The organism is Nitratiruptor tergarcus DSM 16512 (assembly GCF_027946175.1).
GTDB classification, from domain to species: domain Bacteria; phylum Campylobacterota; class Campylobacteria; order Campylobacterales; family Nitratiruptoraceae; genus Nitratiruptor; species Nitratiruptor tergarcus.
Genome location: NZ_AP026671.1, coordinates 1,538,027 through 1,552,125, shown reverse-complemented (window position 1 = coordinate 1,552,125; position 14,099 = coordinate 1,538,027). Strand labels below are relative to the sequence as shown.

Genomic DNA, 14,099 nt, shown 5'->3' with positions numbered 1-14,099 from the left:
AGTAGCCATGCCAAAGATGAAGACGCATAGAGGGGCTGCAAAACGGTTCAAAAAAACCAAAAACAAAATTAAAAGAGGAAGCGCTTTTAGAAGCCATATCCTTACAAAAAAGAGCCCCAAAACAAAAAGACACCTCAGAGCTCCACACTATGTAAGCAAAGTGGATGAGCCAAGAGTACGAGAGTTAATATCTACATATTAAGATAGTAACTCCACCCATATCGGGTCAAGTCCGCAAAAGCGGCACCTAAAAAAATCAAAGGTAAAGGGAGAAAACAATGAGAGTAAAAACAGGTGTTGTTAGAAGAAGAAGACACAAAAAGATTTTAAAGCTTGCAAAGGGTTTCTACAGCGGTAGAAGAAAACATTTTAGAAAAGCAAAAGAGCAGCTTGAGAGAAGTCTTGTCTATGCATATCGTGATAGAAAGCAGAAAAAAAGAGATTTTAGAAAACTTTGGATCACAAGAATCAATGCAGCATGCAGACTGAATGATATAAGTTATTCACGATTTATTCATGGTCTCAAGCAGGCAAATATTGAGCTTGACAGAAAGATCTTGGCAGATATGGCTATGAATGAACCAGAAGCTTTTGCAAAAGTTGTAGAAAAAGCAAAGGCTGCCCTCTCTTAAATATACACTTGGAGCGAAAGCTCCAGTGTTTGTTACTCTTTTTTATAGCTCTCTTCAGTATGAACGAGATCTACTTTCCCACTATTTTCATAAATTGCAAAATCTCTCATAAAAGAGGTATTGAATTTTTTGGCACTTAAAATACCTAGAGGAGTTGATTGTTTTTGGCCAGTAGCTGTACACTCTTGGAGCTCGTTATAGTACCAAGCAGGGCAGGTAGTGCGCAAAAAGTTTTCATCACAAGGTCCATCTGCTCCCCACTCTTCCATTATGTTTTCAATCTCGTCAGGATTATTGTTATGCAATGTAAGAGGTACTATTTTGCGGTAGTATTCATAGCAATTAAATGCTTTGTTGTCATAACTTCCAACAATATGGACACTTCCAGATTTATAGTTATATGTAGCAGTGCCTTGAAGATGGTGCCTATCATATTGCATATCGTAATTTTCTGTTCTTATAATATTGTTAACAGCAAGAGTTTCAACAGCTAAAGACCATGGATTGAGTGCATTTAATTTGCAATTATATTTCACGTTTCCCTGGTACCAAGAGGATCGCACCATTGATACTTGACTGCCTTGATAGCTTTTTTCAATTCTCTCTTCACATGTATATTTTTGCTCAGCACTGCTGCTTTGTTGTGACTCTATGGTATTGAAATGCACTTGCATTGAGGTATCTATTGAAGCAGAGAGGTTTGGTAAAGGATCTGGATTATCGTCACCATTAATATCGAGATAATCAAAATTGTGATTTGACTTTGCTCCCATAAGTTTATACACTTTACTATTGACAATGTATACCCATGAAAATGCACCAGCATGTTTTTGTCCATAGAGTTCATAATCTTTAGGACAATCAATTTTGACAAAGTATCCTGAAGGGTTGTTGAGATTAAGATCTTTGGGTATTGTAGTTAGTAACAACCACCCAAAGGCGTCTTGGTCGGTTGGTGTTTTTCCCATAAGACGATAAGGAGTTTTTTGCGCATTATTGGCAACATAAAGCCAATCGCTGCGATCGATTTTTCCATCTTTTTCAAAATCGTACTGATAAAATGTGCCATTTACAGGCACACTTTTACTCTTTAAATAATCGATAAGCGAGCCTAGATAATCTCCGCTTGGAGCGTCCATGGCAAAAGAGAGTGTAATGCTTATTACAAGCAAAGAGATTTTTTTCATCTGCTTACCTCTTTTTTGCCAAAATTATAGCGCAAACTATATATTTTGCTCTTTACACTTCTGGGCAGCTGTATAGATACGTTTTAAAAAGGCTTCCATCCCTTGTAGTCTCGTAGGACTCAAAATTTTATCAAATCCTAGGGCATAGAGTTTTTGGGGATCAAAAGAGAGAATCTCATCAGGAGTGCGGTCGTTAAAGATTTTGAGCATCAATGGGATCATCCCTTTTGCTAATTCACTGCTTCCTTCTACGGTGAAATGCAATTTACCATCTTTACACTCTTCAATCATCCATGCATCACTTGCACAACCATGAATCTTCGTTTCATCATTTTTGAGTTCTGGCGGGAGATGCATCTCATTTTGCTCACCCATCTCCAAAATATACTCAATAATAGCGTTGGGATCGCCAAGAAGTTCAAAATCCTCTTTAATCTGGTTGATTGTCTCTTCCATTGTCATTATGTGTCCTTTATATGAATTTTTCTTAATATAACCTAAATAAGATAAAATTACTCTTAATTTATTTAGGGTATAATTTTGTAAAAAAGGAGCATATATGCCACATCATAAACATCATGAAAAGCTTGAACGTCTCAAAGATGCTATTAAAAAAAGTGAGAATTTAAGCGAAGAAGAGAAATCAAATGCACTCAAGCATATTGAAGAGTGGTATATTGAGGATCAAGCTGACCAGTATGTGTGGAGTAAGCTTAAAGAGAAACTCCTTGAAATCAGTGCAAAGATAGAGCCTATTTTAGCTGAACTTGGCTTTTTGTAGGAGTATGCAAGAGTTTTTGCAGCTCTTGCCTTAACCTTTCTTGCGAGCCTATTGCAATCTCATTACCTTCTAGATTATTTTTTACAACTGCATAGTTTTTCTGTTTCTCTATTTTTATAATGTTTGCTTCTACTATCTGCAGCTTACCGTTTTTGACAAGCAAATAGTTTTTATTGCTATAGGTTATAAGCGCATCCAAAGGTACGATATATGCAGACTTTTTCTTGTATAGGAGTTTTACAGGTACATGTTTTTGCTTTATAGGTGTTTTTATAATAGGAGTTGCAAGGAGAATGAAGTTTTTTTCTTCTTTTACTTTATGAAGGGGATAGCTATGGTTGTTATAGATGAGTTTTTGGGGTAAAGTATTTTTTGGTACCTTTACTACTAGGTAGTTTGATGCAAAGAGAGCAATTTTTGTTTTTGTATCACCATTTTGTATAGTATTGCGATCTTTTTTATGTGCAAAACTATCTACAGATGGCGTCACACTTATTTTTTGGGGCTTTATAAATTGCAGTTCCTCTTTTTTGGCAAGCTTGATGGCTCCAAAGATAACAGCAATGCCAATAATCAAAATTGTGAGATATTTTGCAATTTTGTTCATAACTCAATTATAATATATTTATGAAAATATATCTTTTAAGTGGAGCAGGCCTCAGTGCTCCAAGTGGAATTCCAACATACAGAGATGATGGGCTATGGGATGAGGTAGCAATTGAGGAGGTAGCTACGCATGATGCATGGCTTCGCAATCCTCAAAAGGTTATCGCATTTTTTGATAAAAAACGTCAAGAGCTAGCTTGTTATAAGCCAAATGCTGCCCATTATTACTTTGCAAAGCTTCAAAATTGTGTGCATTTGACACAAAATGTTGATGACTTGTGTGAAAGAGCAGGGCAGGAGACTGTGCATTTGCATGGTAAACTCACAGAGGTGCGGTGTGATAAATGTAAAAGTATATGGGACATTGGATATACTCCGCAACCTCACCTTTGCCACTTTTGTGGCAGCAAAAGCGTACGGCCAAATGTTATACTATTTGGTGAAGTTGCACCAAACTATAGGTATCTCTATACAACAAAAGCGGACGTTTTCATTGCTGTAGGTACAAGTGGAGCAGTTATTGATATAGCTGACATAGCACAGCAGTTTCCAGTATCAATTCTTATAGATCCAAAGCGTCGTAAACGCACAACAATGTTTGGAGAGTTTGATACGTATATAGATGAATACTTTAGCTATTTTATTCAAGAAGATATAGTAACTGCAATTGATACATTGGATATTTTATTAAAGGAGATTGATGGAGGCACTCAAACAGCAACAAAATGAAATTAATGAGTTTTTTATCTATATGGAGCTAAGTAAACTCCAAAAAGATCCTCACAACAAGAAGATTCTCCAAGAGATTGCATTGCAAGAGAAAGAGCACTATACATTTTGGAAAAACATCACAGGAAAAGATCTCAAACCGCAAAAGTTTGTAGTGCTTTGGTATGTTTTTTTAGCCAGACTTTTTGGACTCAGTTTTGCTTTGAAGTTGATGGAGAGAGGAGAGGAGAGAGCACAAGCATTCTATAGACGCCTTATTATGAAATATCCTGAAGCAAAAAAGATATTTGATGAAGAGAATATGCACGAAGCTAAACTCCTCTCGCTCCTTAATGATAGTAAACTACGCTATGCTGGTGCAGTAGTTTTAGGGATGAATGATGCGCTCGTAGAGCTAACTGGAACGCTTACAGGTATTGCGTTAGCTTTTAATAATGCTCAATATGTTGGTATAACTGGAATAATAATGGGAGTTGCAGCATCTCTTTCCATGGCTGGTAGTGCCTATTTGGAAGCGAGAGAAAATCAAGATAGTGGGATTAAACCTTCAAAATATGCCCTCTACACGGGATTTGCATATATTCTTACAACAGTTTTTCTCGTAACGCCTTTTTTCTTTGTAGTAAAGGCAAAAGTAGGGCTTGCATTTATGTTTTTGTCTGCGACTCTTGCGATAATTATCTATAATTTTTACATTGCAGTTGCAAAAGATGAGGATTTTAGCAAGCGTGTAAGGGAAATGTTTGTTATTACATTTGGTGTAGCGCTCATATCATTTGTAATTGGATATGTTGTCAATAGATATTTCGGGATAGAGATTTGATAGAGCATATTATTCAACTCCTTGTAAATTTTGCTGATAGTTTAGGATATGTCGGAGTCTATTTTTATATGTTGCTTGTAGGAACTTTTATTCCTGTTCCAAGTGAGATAGTTCTCATTCCTACAGGATATCTTGCTTCCATTGGTAAAAAAAGTTTTTTTCTGCTGCTTTTTAGTGGAGCATTGGGATCTCTTAGTGGCGCACTCATAAACTACTTTTTGGCTAAATGGCTTGTGAAGAAGTATCGACAAAAAGCACTTTTTCAAAAAGTGATTAAATTTTTTGCACGCCATGGAAAAATATCGGTTTTTTTAGCGCCTTTAACTCCGGGACTTGGGCAATATATTTCGATCCCAGCAGGAATTTCTCACATGCCTTTGCGTTACTTTATCCCTTTTACATTGAGTGCCAACATTATTTGGGTAGGTTTTATGCTTCTTGTGGGCTATATTTTTGGAGAGGGAAGTAGAGCAAAGAGTGCTGCAGCTGTTGGATCGCTTTTCTTGTTGGGATTTGTTATTATTGTAGCTACCATTTATGTATGGAGAGATGTGAAAAAAGAGGATCTTCCCGCATATAGGTAATGGTGTAAGAAAAAATTGAGAAGAACTATCTACATTTTTTTATCCTCCAAGGGTAGGCAAAAAGAAACTTTTCAAATCAACAACTTGAGTATCAATTATTTGTGAAACATCTCATCAAACATAGATTCTTTGCCCACATTTTGACTGTTGGAATCATCTTCTTTTGGGGTAGATATTTTTTTAAGTATTGCACCTTTTCTTACTTTTCCTTCAACTACTTTTGCATAGGAGATTTTTGGAAGCACTTTTGTGATTTTCACTGTTCCAATTTTTATCTCTTCTCTTCCAAGTGACTCTTTTGTGTAGGGATCGTATAGTCTTTTACCAAGTTTATATACTTCATATTTTTCCCCCGTATGTATAAAATTTCCACCCATGTTGACCACTACTCTATCTCTACTAATACTTACTATTTTAGGGGGATAGATATTAAAAATGATCTGCTCGACTAAAACCTGGGCAATTTTATCTCCTGCTTTTACTACGATACTTTCCGCTCTTCTTGCAGGAGGAAGTTCAAACTCAATGTCAATAGTATCAGACCATTTAATCTGTTGGGTTGGTATATTTAATATCCTATAAGCTATGGTAGCGTAGGCTTCATTTTTTGAACTACTTTCTCCTGTGTAGTAGTTGCTTTCTATATTTTTATTTACCCCAAAATCCAATATCTGGCCAATGACAAAATAGTCAGCTCCAAGTCTTTTACCAAGTCTTGCAAGCTCAACCGGATCGCTATCCCCACTTGTAAGTAAATCTTTTTCCACTTGGTAATATTTGCTATTTTGTCTATCAAGCACTGTAAATTTTCTTGTTTGTGTGATCTTATTGACAATAGATTGTGTTATGCGATCAGACAATGCTTTACCATTGATTGAAATACCATAGAGGGTGTAATTTTTTTTGTATTCAAAAGGAAGCACTGCTAAGGAGCGGCGATTGCGAGGATTGAGCCCGGGGGATCTATATTTTGCAAAGTAGGCTTTGACTTTTGCTTTATACTCTTTAGGAGAGATTTTTTTAACGTAAATGATTTTATAGCTATTGATAAATCCCCCAGTTGAACTATAAATGCTATTGGATGTCCTATCAGCAACTTTAATTGATGCCTTATACGAATCATTGACAGATATATGAGCTTCGTGAATTTTTCGCTGCAATCTTTTTCGTGCTGAAATTGCTATTCCTTTGACTTGCCCAACTGCATTAATCAAAGCATTTTTGACAGCTTCATCATAAGTAGTACCATAGCCTTGGGCTATGACACTAATTGTTTTGATTCCTGCAAATAGGGAAAGAGAAAATAGAATAAGCACTATGAATTTTTTCATTGTTAGCCTTTAAAAATCATTGATATCATTTACAATTTGGCTTTCTCCAAATCCACTTTTACCACTTTTGTTTGTTGTATGTTTACTTGTTTGTTTGTACCCTTTTTTAAATTGATTAATTTTTTGCAGTGTCGCGTATCTCCAGACTCTCACAGCACCTACCAATTTTTGTCCTGTTGGAAGAGTATATCTCCATGTTTTTACTGTACTGACTCCTTGTAAATTCATGGATGCATGAGCTTGAGCTTGTTTATTTGTAATATCGATTATATTTTTAATTGTTTTTTCAATCGTATCGCTGTCTGGTTTAAGTTCTCGTTCTACATATTTTCTAATCTCTTCACCTGTTTGTCTTGATGTTTTTGTACTTAGATAACCATTTACTAGCATTGCAATTTGTGCATCAGCATTTGATATTGCACCCTCTCTTGCATTTTGTTTGAGTCTCACATTGATATAGTGATCTTTATTTGGAATATAGCTTTGTATTCCATAAGAAATTATTGCTGGAGTTCCATCGATATCATATACAAGACGTGTACCTAGTGTTTTTGATAGTTCTTGTGGAGAGTGTGGAATTAAAGATTGTATATCTCTTCCTTTGCCCTTAATGAGAGATTTTCTATGGTATTTAATATCTTTTGCAATCTGTTTAGTTTTAGGGCTGACGACAGCGATAACACCTACTACATAATTACCATTTTTATCTGATGCCCACGCTGATTGAATTGTAAAAATACCAGAAACATCGCCGCTTGCTTTGGTAATTACATTTTTTATAAATTTATCTTTGAAGAGATCTTTTTTCTGTTTTGGAGACATGTGTTGCAATTCTTTAGGATCTACTCCAAGTTCAATGAGCTTTTTATCGAGAGTTTTATCAATTACATCTAGATTTTTATCCAAAATTGTTAGAATTTTTCCCCAAAAACCTCTTGTGTAATTGTTTGGTAACTCAATTTTCGCTGCATTTGTCGAAGAGTCCGAAAAAAAATGTCTTATTTCATTAACTGTTTCTCTACCATACATATCTTTTGCATACTGTTCCATAATAGCAAAGAAAGCTTTATCATATGCATTGACTAAAGCATTTCCAAACTGGGGATCTGTTGCAGGAATTGATACTGCTTCTTGTGCATAATAGAAAAATTTTCCATTTACTTCCCCAAAAGAGGGAATTCCTACTTTTTGTAAAAATGCATCAGCCCAGTCGTCTATTTTCTCTGAGGCTGTTGGAACTATAGGTTGAGATAAGCTGTTTTGCTCTTGTATATCTTGCTGATTGATACTATTTTGTGATGCATTGGCTGAAGATATTGATACAAGAAGTGAACTAGTTATTAAAGAATGTAATAGAATTTTATATATTTTCAAGGTATTCTCCTTTCTTACCATGGTGCAGATTTAGAGCTACCAGCTTTACTAATAACCTCTTCACCTTCCCAAAAAGCCAAACCACTTGTTACATCAGTAAGACTCATTTGGATATAGTAATCAACTCGTTGCTCACCATTTGGCAGTTTTGAGACTCGTTGAATGATTTTGCCAGATAAACTTAAATCTGGAGCAACAACTGTTCCTTTTTTTGCAATTGTTTTTTGATTAAACTCTTTATTTTTTCTAAGCTTTCTCAGCTCTAATGTCGCTCTATCTTCCGGGCCTCCAGCTCTAAGAGCAGTTGTTACAATAAATTTACCACTATTAAGAAGAGCTATACGTATTTTTTTGACTATCTGGTCAATATCGAGGCGCTGTGTGGTATCGTTCGTAAAATCACTAATCATCATAATAAGAGGTTTTCCCTCTTTTTTCATTTTTGTCTCATACATTCTGTTGAGGTAGGGAGAGCGTAGCATAGAATCTACAAGTTTCAGTGAAGCTCTTTCAATATCTTCATAATCAAGACCAAGAGTTGTCGGTGTAGATGTGCCTAATTTTTCTTTATCAATATAGTGGGGTTGACTACTTACTGCACATCCAGAAACAAATATGCTTGCTATTATAAGAGATATATAAATGGTTTTTCTTTTCATCATCGCTCCTTTACTGTTTTACTCTTATATAAAATTTGAAAGACTCGACTTGAGGGCTATGAGCAATTCCTTGAATTGTTTTATACTCCATAGCATTGAGTGTAAGAGGCAGCCAAGGTGTTGCATCAACTTCAAATCCGGTATCATCGAACCATCTAAATCGATACTCTAGCTCATATTGCTCCTGTTTATGATTTTTGATGTCAACAGAGACATGTAAAAGGTCATTAGTATACTTGGAGTTATAGCTGACAATAGAGACTTTATAATCTAATGGAATATTGTTGATAATATACTCATTGCTTATACTTTTTAAAACGTTGCTTGCACTTTTGTGTGCAGGGTATGTAGAGGGGGCACATCCGGTTGAAAGAATGAGCACCGCAATAATACTCCATATTTTCAAAGTCTTTATGTTCACTTTTTCTCCTTTTTTATGATGTGTAAATCACCATTTATAGATTTTATCAATGTAAAATGTTCATCTCCTGGTCTGATAATCACATCCCCTGTCCCTTTTAATATTAAGGTTTTAATCTTTTCTATTTCCAAAAACAGATCCCCACTGTAGTTAATAGTAGCTTTTTGAACATCTTGCAATTTAATTTGAGCATCTCCAATTATATCTAAAGAAATGGTATTAACTGCATTTTTAAATTCAATGTCTGCATCACCTTGAACTGTAAGATTGAGTGTATCGATTTTTTTATCAACTTTTAAAAAAATATCACCAATAAGAGAAATGGTATGAATACTGTGAATATATAAATCTATTGGCGCACCATAAGCAATCTCTTTTGAGTCTTTCAACTCCAAAGTTTTCTTTGCTATTTTGAGCCCGTTTTTTAGTATTTGCGGATATATGATTTTGCACTCTTTGTCTCCATTTTGTATATGAAGAGTCATTCCATCTATTTTGAATACTACTTTGTCAAAACTGCATTGAATATTTTTTGCGATCCTTTTTGCTAAGTCTTGTTTATGAGGAGCCGATACTTTTTTCCCGTTAATAATGATTCCTGTATTGCCATGTACAACGCTACCAGGAGATATTATTGTCTTGTTTGAGATGATGTTGCTATCAGCAAAGAGGAGTGTATTTCCGATGAATAACAAAAAAATTGCAAGTAAGTTTATCTTTTTTGTAAATAGATACATTTTTCAAAACTTCCTTTCATACATTTTTCCCCATTGGGCCAAATAGCTGAAGATAAATCGCTTTTTATAAATCTGCAATTATGTAATGTTGCTTGTACAAAACTGGTTCCTGGTAACTTTGAATAGATAAAGTCTATAAAATGTAATTTTGCATTATTGAAATAGGAAACCTTTATTTCACTTTTTATAAATTTGCTAAATTTTATGAGAGTCAATCTAAAGTCACTATTGTAAATGGTGCAGTTTTTAAAAACTACTTTGTTAAATTTACTATTGCGAAAATTGGTTGCATTAAAATTACAATGAATAAACTCTACTTTTTCAAATTTGTAATTTTTAAAATCCTTTTTATTAAATACCTGATCACGGAATATTTTGTTAGAGATAGTTCTTGTATCTAAAAGCTGTTTTTTGAATTGATCTATTTTATTATTAATAGGATTCGTTTCAAAAACATACCCAAAGAGAGACGACGATATGAGAAAAAAGAGTATAAAAGTATTTGTAAACATCGTTATAACTGTTTAAATGTTATGGTTGTGCTGTAAAAACAGTTGTCATTACATGGAATAGGTAAAACCTTATTAATAATATATTTTCTTTTAATGTGGGCTTTTTTGAAATATCTGTTAATAAGTTTTGCATGCTCAATAGCTTCAGCTTCATTGCCTTTGCTAATAATGACGATTTTGCAAGATGGATCCTCTTTAATCTCTTTTTTTATGAGTTTTATAGCATTGTCCAATTTAGTTTTTTCGACAATATAACTTGTACCATAATTGTCAAAATTTTTGTTTTTTAATGCTATAGGATAAATTGTAATATCTTCTATATCATCGTAATAAAGTTTTTTTGCTATTTTCTTTTTATGTTTAGCATGAGTGATACTAGGAGATTTTTGTTGTGGTGTAATATGTTCAGCACAGACAAAATAGATATAATCTTCAAGCTGCACTGGAGTATTTCTTGTAAACCCACAAAGATATTCTCTCTCTCCTTTTACTAAAAGTGTTGCAAGGAGCTTGTGGAGATCCGTTTTTGGAAGTCTCTTTTCTTTCTGTGTAGTTGAGAGTAAAAATTTATCTAGATATGCAGTTCTTATGCTATTGTTATTATCAATATCGAAAAAGCCCAGCTTATAATTGCTGTCTACTACAGGAATAAAATTGTAAGAAGGGTAGAGATAAGCAATATCTTTGATGTTGCCTATATAGAAAAAGGCATCAGCTTTGCTTCGTTTTAAATATTTTATAGCTTCATTCTTCTTGATATTAAAAATTTCTGGCGTTATGGTATATTTTTCTTGGAGATTGAGGAAGGTATAAAAATCTCCACTCCCTTCACTATCAACTATCACTCTTCTATTGGAGAGGTCTTTGAGATTTTTTATTTCACTATTTTTAGGAGTAATTATGAGTATAGCTGCTCTATAAAGAGGAGAGACAATTTTTAATCTTTCTTTGAGCGCAAAATCTTCTCTTATCACATCTTTGATAATATCTTCTTGGACAACTGCTAATGAAGTAGCGGGATTTTTTAGAAGAGAGCGCAAGCTTTGAATATCGCCTTTTGTCTCTTCGATAGTGAAATATGTATTGAGAATGCTGTTGCTAATGACATTATAATCAGATGTACCTTGGTAACTCGTAGCGATTTTATCTGCAAAAAGAACAGCTGATAATAGCAATATATAAAGGAGTATTCTCATGCTTTACTCCAAAATTGATTTTAAAAGTTTTTTTCGTTTATACTCTATTTTTCTTTTTACCTGTGTATTTGGTAAATTGATCAAGAGTTTTACAAAAAGCTCCGGTGTGATTGTATCATCTGGTGGGTATATGCCATACTCTTTTTTAAATCTAATTATGTAGTTGTAAAAATTGTTTTCATTCATATCTGGATAAAATTTTCCTAGTAAATAGTAGACATATATAGCCTTTTTTTCCGGTGGAAGTGAACGAAATTTTCTTTTATAATTGTTGATTACCTGATATTCTGGCATTGCTCCTGGAATTGCTAACCAATATGGAAGGAGTCGCAGTTTTCCTAATAACTCTACGCTGCTTGCTTCTGCTAAAAGTCGGAGGGATTCATGCACACCATTTTGTACACTTGCGCTTCCTGTTAGAGCATAACCACTTCCGGCTATATTGAAGCCTACTTCATTTGAGTCGGTAAGTCGTTTTATAATAACTTTGTTTTTTGCGAAAGCAAAAGGTACATACTCTAGTGTATTTAAATTTATAGCTCGTAAATCGACTCCCAGTTTAATTTCTTGGTATCCATAATCAGCTTGTTTGCTTATGTCCGTTTCCCCTTGTCCTTTTCCAAAGTAGAGTCCAAGATTGTAATTTGCATTTTCGCTTTTGATTGCATCAAACTCACTAATTTCACCTTCAATAACAAAAGCTTCTGCTCCTTTTGGGATAAAGTCAGGATTGGAGACAACATGCACTTTGTATCCCATATTCATAAAAGAACTTTTGAGCATACCGGCAATATCCTCTGGAACTTTTCCTATTCCTGTTGTTTTATTCGTTATAGGCTGAATATAGATGTAGATATCTGGATCTTCTATCTCATAGAGCATGTCGCCTATTGTCTGCAGGGAGACACTATATTTAGTTTCATTAGTTGTTACCTCTTGCTTCGGCTTTTCAAGTTTTGGAATTCTTTTTTTAGCAGCTGCAATTCCACAGCCACTTAGTAACATTATTGCTAAACCCAGACTGAGATACCATGCTAGCTTTTTCACTGTTTACTCTCCAATTTTGCTATTTTTTATTTGAACACTATTTATAATTTTTGATGGAAGTTTTTTTGATTTAATTTCAACACCGCTATTTAATTTCTCATTTGTATGAACATTTTTAATATCGACAATATTAACAACTTTTCTCAATTTTGCTTTTTTATCAATAACAACACCAACATTTTTTTCCTTATTGTCATGTAAAGATGTAGAAGTGATATTTTTGATTTCAGTATAGTTATAGACTTCTCTCACTCTTTTTTTATCTTTTACTTCTACTCCTACTTTTTGTAGATCACTTCTTTTTCTAATAATTTTAAATTTATATTTTTTAGGATTCCTCTTTGCTCTTTGCTTTATCATATTTCTATAATAGAGTTTATTGATTTTTTTATCTTTTCCAAAATTTTCAAATTCATCGTTAAAGCTTTTGCCATATTGAACTTGGGGATGCGAAGATGCTTCTGCCCCCATTTGTTTTATAATTTCTGAAGGTTTATTGTTTGTGTTATAAGATGTAGGATTTTGTTGTGAAATTGTTGCTTCACTAAAAGCAAAACAAAAAAAGGAAAAACCTGATACTATTAAAAGATTGAGTTTTTTCATCTTTTCCTTTCTCCATAAAGGTGGAAGAATCCACCTTCTATTTTAGTCTCCCAGTTTGACTCCTGCATTCCCACGATTTTTTGAATTGACTAATGTTGTATCATTTTTTATTGTGGAATTTTTTATATTTACATTTCTCCCTTTTGCTGAGATGCCGGCATTCCCACGATTTTCTGAGTTAATCATCATTGTTTTATTTAAAAGTTTTGACTTTGTTATTCCAACATTTCCACCCTTAGCTGAGATACCTGCATTTCCACCATAATTTTGAGAATTGACCATTGTTGTATCATTTTTAATTGTGGATTTTTTTATCTTAATATTTTTCCCTTTTACTGAAATACCAGCATTTCCAGTGTTTGTTGAACGAATCATCTCTGTTTTGTTTAAAAGTTTTGATTTATTCGTTATTTTTACATTTCCTCTACCTTTCACTTCAATACCAGCGTTTCCTGTATTTGTTGATCTATTTCTCATTGTTGTTTCATTTTTAATTGTGGATTTTTTTATCTTAACATTTTTCCCTTTTACCGAAATACCTGCGTTTCCAGTGTTTGTTGATCTATCTCTTATTGTTGTTTCATTTTTAATTGTGGAATCTTTTATCTTGACATTTTTTCCTTTTACTTCAATACCTGCATTTCCACGATTAGTTGAATTAAGAATTTTTGTTTTATTCAAAATTGTAGAGTTTTTCACCTCAACTTTATTGCTTAAAGCCAATAGCGAAGATGTAATTAAACTTACACTTACTATTCCAAGAACTAACTTTTTCATTTTTTTCTCCTTTTGTTTTATTGGCTCTTCATAAATATTATAAAACATTTTATGTTAATTAAAGATTAAATGAATAAAATTTTATAAGGGATGCAATATT

General features: G+C 33.7%; 19 protein-coding genes. 6 read left to right on the top strand and 13 right to left on the bottom strand.

The features are described 5' to 3' along the window. The first annotated feature begins 7 nt into the window (after positions 1–7). Complete coding sequence (gene rpmI / locus NITER_RS08160) at positions 8–202, top strand: 50S ribosomal protein L35 (RefSeq protein ID WP_084275025.1); 195 nt, start codon at positions 8–10, stop codon at positions 200–202. A gap of 76 nt (positions 203–278) precedes the next feature. Continuing rightward, a complete protein-coding gene (gene rplT, locus NITER_RS08155; protein WP_084275026.1) occupies positions 279–632 on the top strand; it encodes a 50S ribosomal protein L20 in 354 nt (117 codons plus the stop codon). Positions 633–664: 32 nt separating this feature from the next. On the opposite strand, the gene NITER_RS08150 is transcribed toward rplT, so the two are convergent. Continuing rightward, on the bottom strand, positions 665–1,819 hold the full coding sequence (locus NITER_RS08150; protein ID WP_084275027.1) for a hypothetical protein: 1,155 nt from the start codon (positions 1,817–1,819) through the stop codon (positions 665–667). A gap of 36 nt (positions 1,820–1,855) precedes the next feature. Then, the gene (locus NITER_RS08145; RefSeq protein WP_084275028.1) at positions 1,856–2,281 is read right to left on the bottom strand and encodes a SufE family protein; all 426 of its coding nucleotides are present in this window, start codon (positions 2,279–2,281) and stop codon (positions 1,856–1,858) included. A gap of 97 nt (positions 2,282–2,378) precedes the next feature. On the opposite strand from NITER_RS08145, the gene NITER_RS08140 reads away from it, so the two are divergent. Then, positions 2,379–2,600: a hypothetical protein gene (locus NITER_RS08140; protein ID WP_084275029.1), complete on the top strand. Its 222-nt coding sequence runs from the start codon at positions 2,379–2,381 to the stop codon at positions 2,598–2,600. On the opposite strand, the gene NITER_RS08135 is transcribed toward NITER_RS08140, so the two are convergent. Beyond that, positions 2,572–3,207, bottom strand: coding sequence for a hypothetical protein (locus NITER_RS08135; protein ID WP_084275030.1), 636 nt, complete (start codon positions 3,205–3,207; stop codon positions 2,572–2,574). The two genes, NITER_RS08140 and NITER_RS08135, sit on opposite strands and share 29 nt — an antisense overlap. A gap of 20 nt (positions 3,208–3,227) precedes the next feature. Here NITER_RS08135 and NITER_RS08130 point away from each other — a divergent pair, with 20 nt between their 5' ends. The 3 genes from NITER_RS08130 to NITER_RS08120 are packed head-to-tail and all read left to right on the top strand — an operon-like array spanning position 3,228 to position 5,342. Beyond that, the gene (locus NITER_RS08130; RefSeq protein ID WP_084275031.1) at positions 3,228–3,935 is read left to right on the top strand and encodes an SIR2 family NAD-dependent protein deacylase; all 708 of its coding nucleotides are present in this window, start codon (positions 3,228–3,230) and stop codon (positions 3,933–3,935) included. After that, on the top strand, positions 3,907–4,758 hold the full coding sequence (locus NITER_RS08125) for a VIT1/CCC1 transporter family protein (RefSeq protein WP_197685278.1): 852 nt from the start codon (positions 3,907–3,909) through the stop codon (positions 4,756–4,758). Before NITER_RS08130 ends, NITER_RS08125 begins: the two co-directional genes overlap by 29 nt. After that, positions 4,755–5,342, top strand: coding sequence for a DedA family protein (locus tag NITER_RS08120; protein WP_084275033.1), 588 nt, complete (start codon positions 4,755–4,757; stop codon positions 5,340–5,342). The genes NITER_RS08125 and NITER_RS08120 overlap by 4 nt, the downstream gene beginning before the upstream one ends. Positions 5,343–5,437: 95 nt before the next feature. Here the strand turns inward: NITER_RS08120 and NITER_RS08115 are convergent, their stop codons facing one another. The 10 genes from NITER_RS08115 to NITER_RS08070 are packed head-to-tail and all read right to left on the bottom strand — an operon-like array spanning position 5,438 to position 13,999. Further along, positions 5,438–6,673 carry a CsgG/HfaB family protein gene (locus NITER_RS08115; RefSeq protein WP_084275034.1) on the bottom strand — a complete coding sequence of 412 codons (1,236 nt, stop codon included), beginning with the start codon at positions 6,671–6,673 and terminating at the stop codon, positions 5,438–5,440. A 9-nt stretch (positions 6,674–6,682) separates the two neighbouring features. Then, positions 6,683–8,047: a DUF6844 domain-containing protein gene (locus NITER_RS08110; protein WP_084275035.1), complete on the bottom strand. Its 1,365-nt coding sequence runs from the start codon at positions 8,045–8,047 to the stop codon at positions 6,683–6,685. Between the two features lie 14 nt (positions 8,048–8,061). Next, on the bottom strand, positions 8,062–8,706 hold the full coding sequence (gene lpoB / locus NITER_RS08105; RefSeq protein WP_084275036.1) for a penicillin-binding protein activator LpoB: 645 nt from the start codon (positions 8,704–8,706) through the stop codon (positions 8,062–8,064). 10 nt (positions 8,707–8,716) lie between these two features. Continuing rightward, positions 8,717–9,127 carry a YcfL family putative periplasmic lipoprotein gene (locus tag NITER_RS08100; RefSeq protein ID WP_084275037.1) on the bottom strand — a complete coding sequence of 137 codons (411 nt, stop codon included), beginning with the start codon at positions 9,125–9,127 and terminating at the stop codon, positions 8,717–8,719. Beyond that, positions 9,124–9,864 (bottom strand): GIN domain-containing protein, encoded by a 741-nt coding sequence (locus tag NITER_RS08095; RefSeq protein ID WP_084275038.1) that lies wholly within the window; start codon positions 9,862–9,864, stop codon positions 9,124–9,126. The genes NITER_RS08100 and NITER_RS08095 overlap by 4 nt, the downstream gene beginning before the upstream one ends. Next, positions 9,840–10,376 (bottom strand): pentapeptide repeat-containing protein, encoded by a 537-nt coding sequence (locus tag NITER_RS08090; protein WP_084275039.1) that lies wholly within the window; start codon positions 10,374–10,376, stop codon positions 9,840–9,842. The genes NITER_RS08095 and NITER_RS08090 overlap by 25 nt, the downstream gene beginning before the upstream one ends. 2 nt (positions 10,377–10,378) lie before the next feature. Beyond that, positions 10,379–11,572, bottom strand: a complete 1,194-nt coding sequence (locus NITER_RS08085) for a TAXI family TRAP transporter solute-binding subunit (protein WP_084275040.1) — start codon at positions 11,570–11,572, stop codon at positions 10,379–10,381. A gap of 3 nt (positions 11,573–11,575) precedes the next feature. Next, entirely contained in the window at positions 11,576–12,619 is a 1,044-nt protein-coding gene (locus tag NITER_RS08080; RefSeq protein WP_084275041.1) for a hypothetical protein, read from the bottom strand. A 3-nt stretch (positions 12,620–12,622) separates the two neighbouring features. Continuing rightward, positions 12,623–13,222, bottom strand: a complete 600-nt coding sequence (locus tag NITER_RS08075; protein ID WP_084275042.1) for a hypothetical protein — start codon at positions 13,220–13,222, stop codon at positions 12,623–12,625. 42 nt (positions 13,223–13,264) lie between these two features. Beyond that, entirely contained in the window at positions 13,265–13,999 is a 735-nt protein-coding gene (locus tag NITER_RS08070; protein WP_084275043.1) for a hypothetical protein, read from the bottom strand. Positions 14,000–14,099: the final 100 nt, after the last annotated feature.

Excerpts from the sequence above, each read along its gene's own strand:
- NITER_RS08130 (WP_084275031.1), top strand. The coding sequence starts at position 3,228 with ATGAAAATATATCTTTTAAGTGGAGCAGGCCTCAGTGCTCCAAGTGGA.
- NITER_RS08115 (WP_084275034.1), bottom strand. The coding sequence starts at position 6,673 with ATGAAAAAATTCATAGTGCTTATTCTATTTTCTCTTTCCCTATTTGCA.
- NITER_RS08090 (WP_084275039.1), bottom strand. The coding sequence starts at position 10,376 with ATGTTTACAAATACTTTTATACTCTTTTTTCTCATATCGTCGTCTCTC.
- NITER_RS08135 (WP_084275030.1), bottom strand. The coding sequence starts at position 3,207 with ATGAACAAAATTGCAAAATATCTCACAATTTTGATTATTGGCATTGCT.
- NITER_RS08085 (WP_084275040.1), bottom strand. The coding sequence starts at position 11,572 with ATGAGAATACTCCTTTATATATTGCTATTATCAGCTGTTCTTTTTGCA.
- NITER_RS08075 (WP_084275042.1), bottom strand. The coding sequence starts at position 13,222 with ATGAAAAAACTCAATCTTTTAATAGTATCAGGTTTTTCCTTTTTTTGT.
- rpmI (WP_084275025.1), top strand. The coding sequence starts at position 8 with ATGCCAAAGATGAAGACGCATAGAGGGGCTGCAAAACGGTTCAAAAAA.
- NITER_RS08070 (WP_084275043.1), bottom strand. The coding sequence starts at position 13,999 with ATGAAAAAGTTAGTTCTTGGAATAGTAAGTGTAAGTTTAATTACATCT.
- NITER_RS08095 (WP_084275038.1), bottom strand. The coding sequence starts at position 9,864 with ATGTATCTATTTACAAAAAAGATAAACTTACTTGCAATTTTTTTGTTA.
- NITER_RS08140 (WP_084275029.1), top strand. The coding sequence starts at position 2,379 with ATGCCACATCATAAACATCATGAAAAGCTTGAACGTCTCAAAGATGCT.
- NITER_RS08145 (WP_084275028.1), bottom strand. The coding sequence starts at position 2,281 with ATGACAATGGAAGAGACAATCAACCAGATTAAAGAGGATTTTGAACTT.
- NITER_RS08125 (WP_197685278.1), top strand. The coding sequence starts at position 3,907 with ATGGAGGCACTCAAACAGCAACAAAATGAAATTAATGAGTTTTTTATC.
- NITER_RS08150 (WP_084275027.1), bottom strand. The coding sequence starts at position 1,819 with ATGAAAAAAATCTCTTTGCTTGTAATAAGCATTACACTCTCTTTTGCC.
- lpoB (WP_084275036.1), bottom strand. The coding sequence starts at position 8,706 with ATGAAAAGAAAAACCATTTATATATCTCTTATAATAGCAAGCATATTT.
- rplT (WP_084275026.1), top strand. The coding sequence starts at position 279 with ATGAGAGTAAAAACAGGTGTTGTTAGAAGAAGAAGACACAAAAAGATT.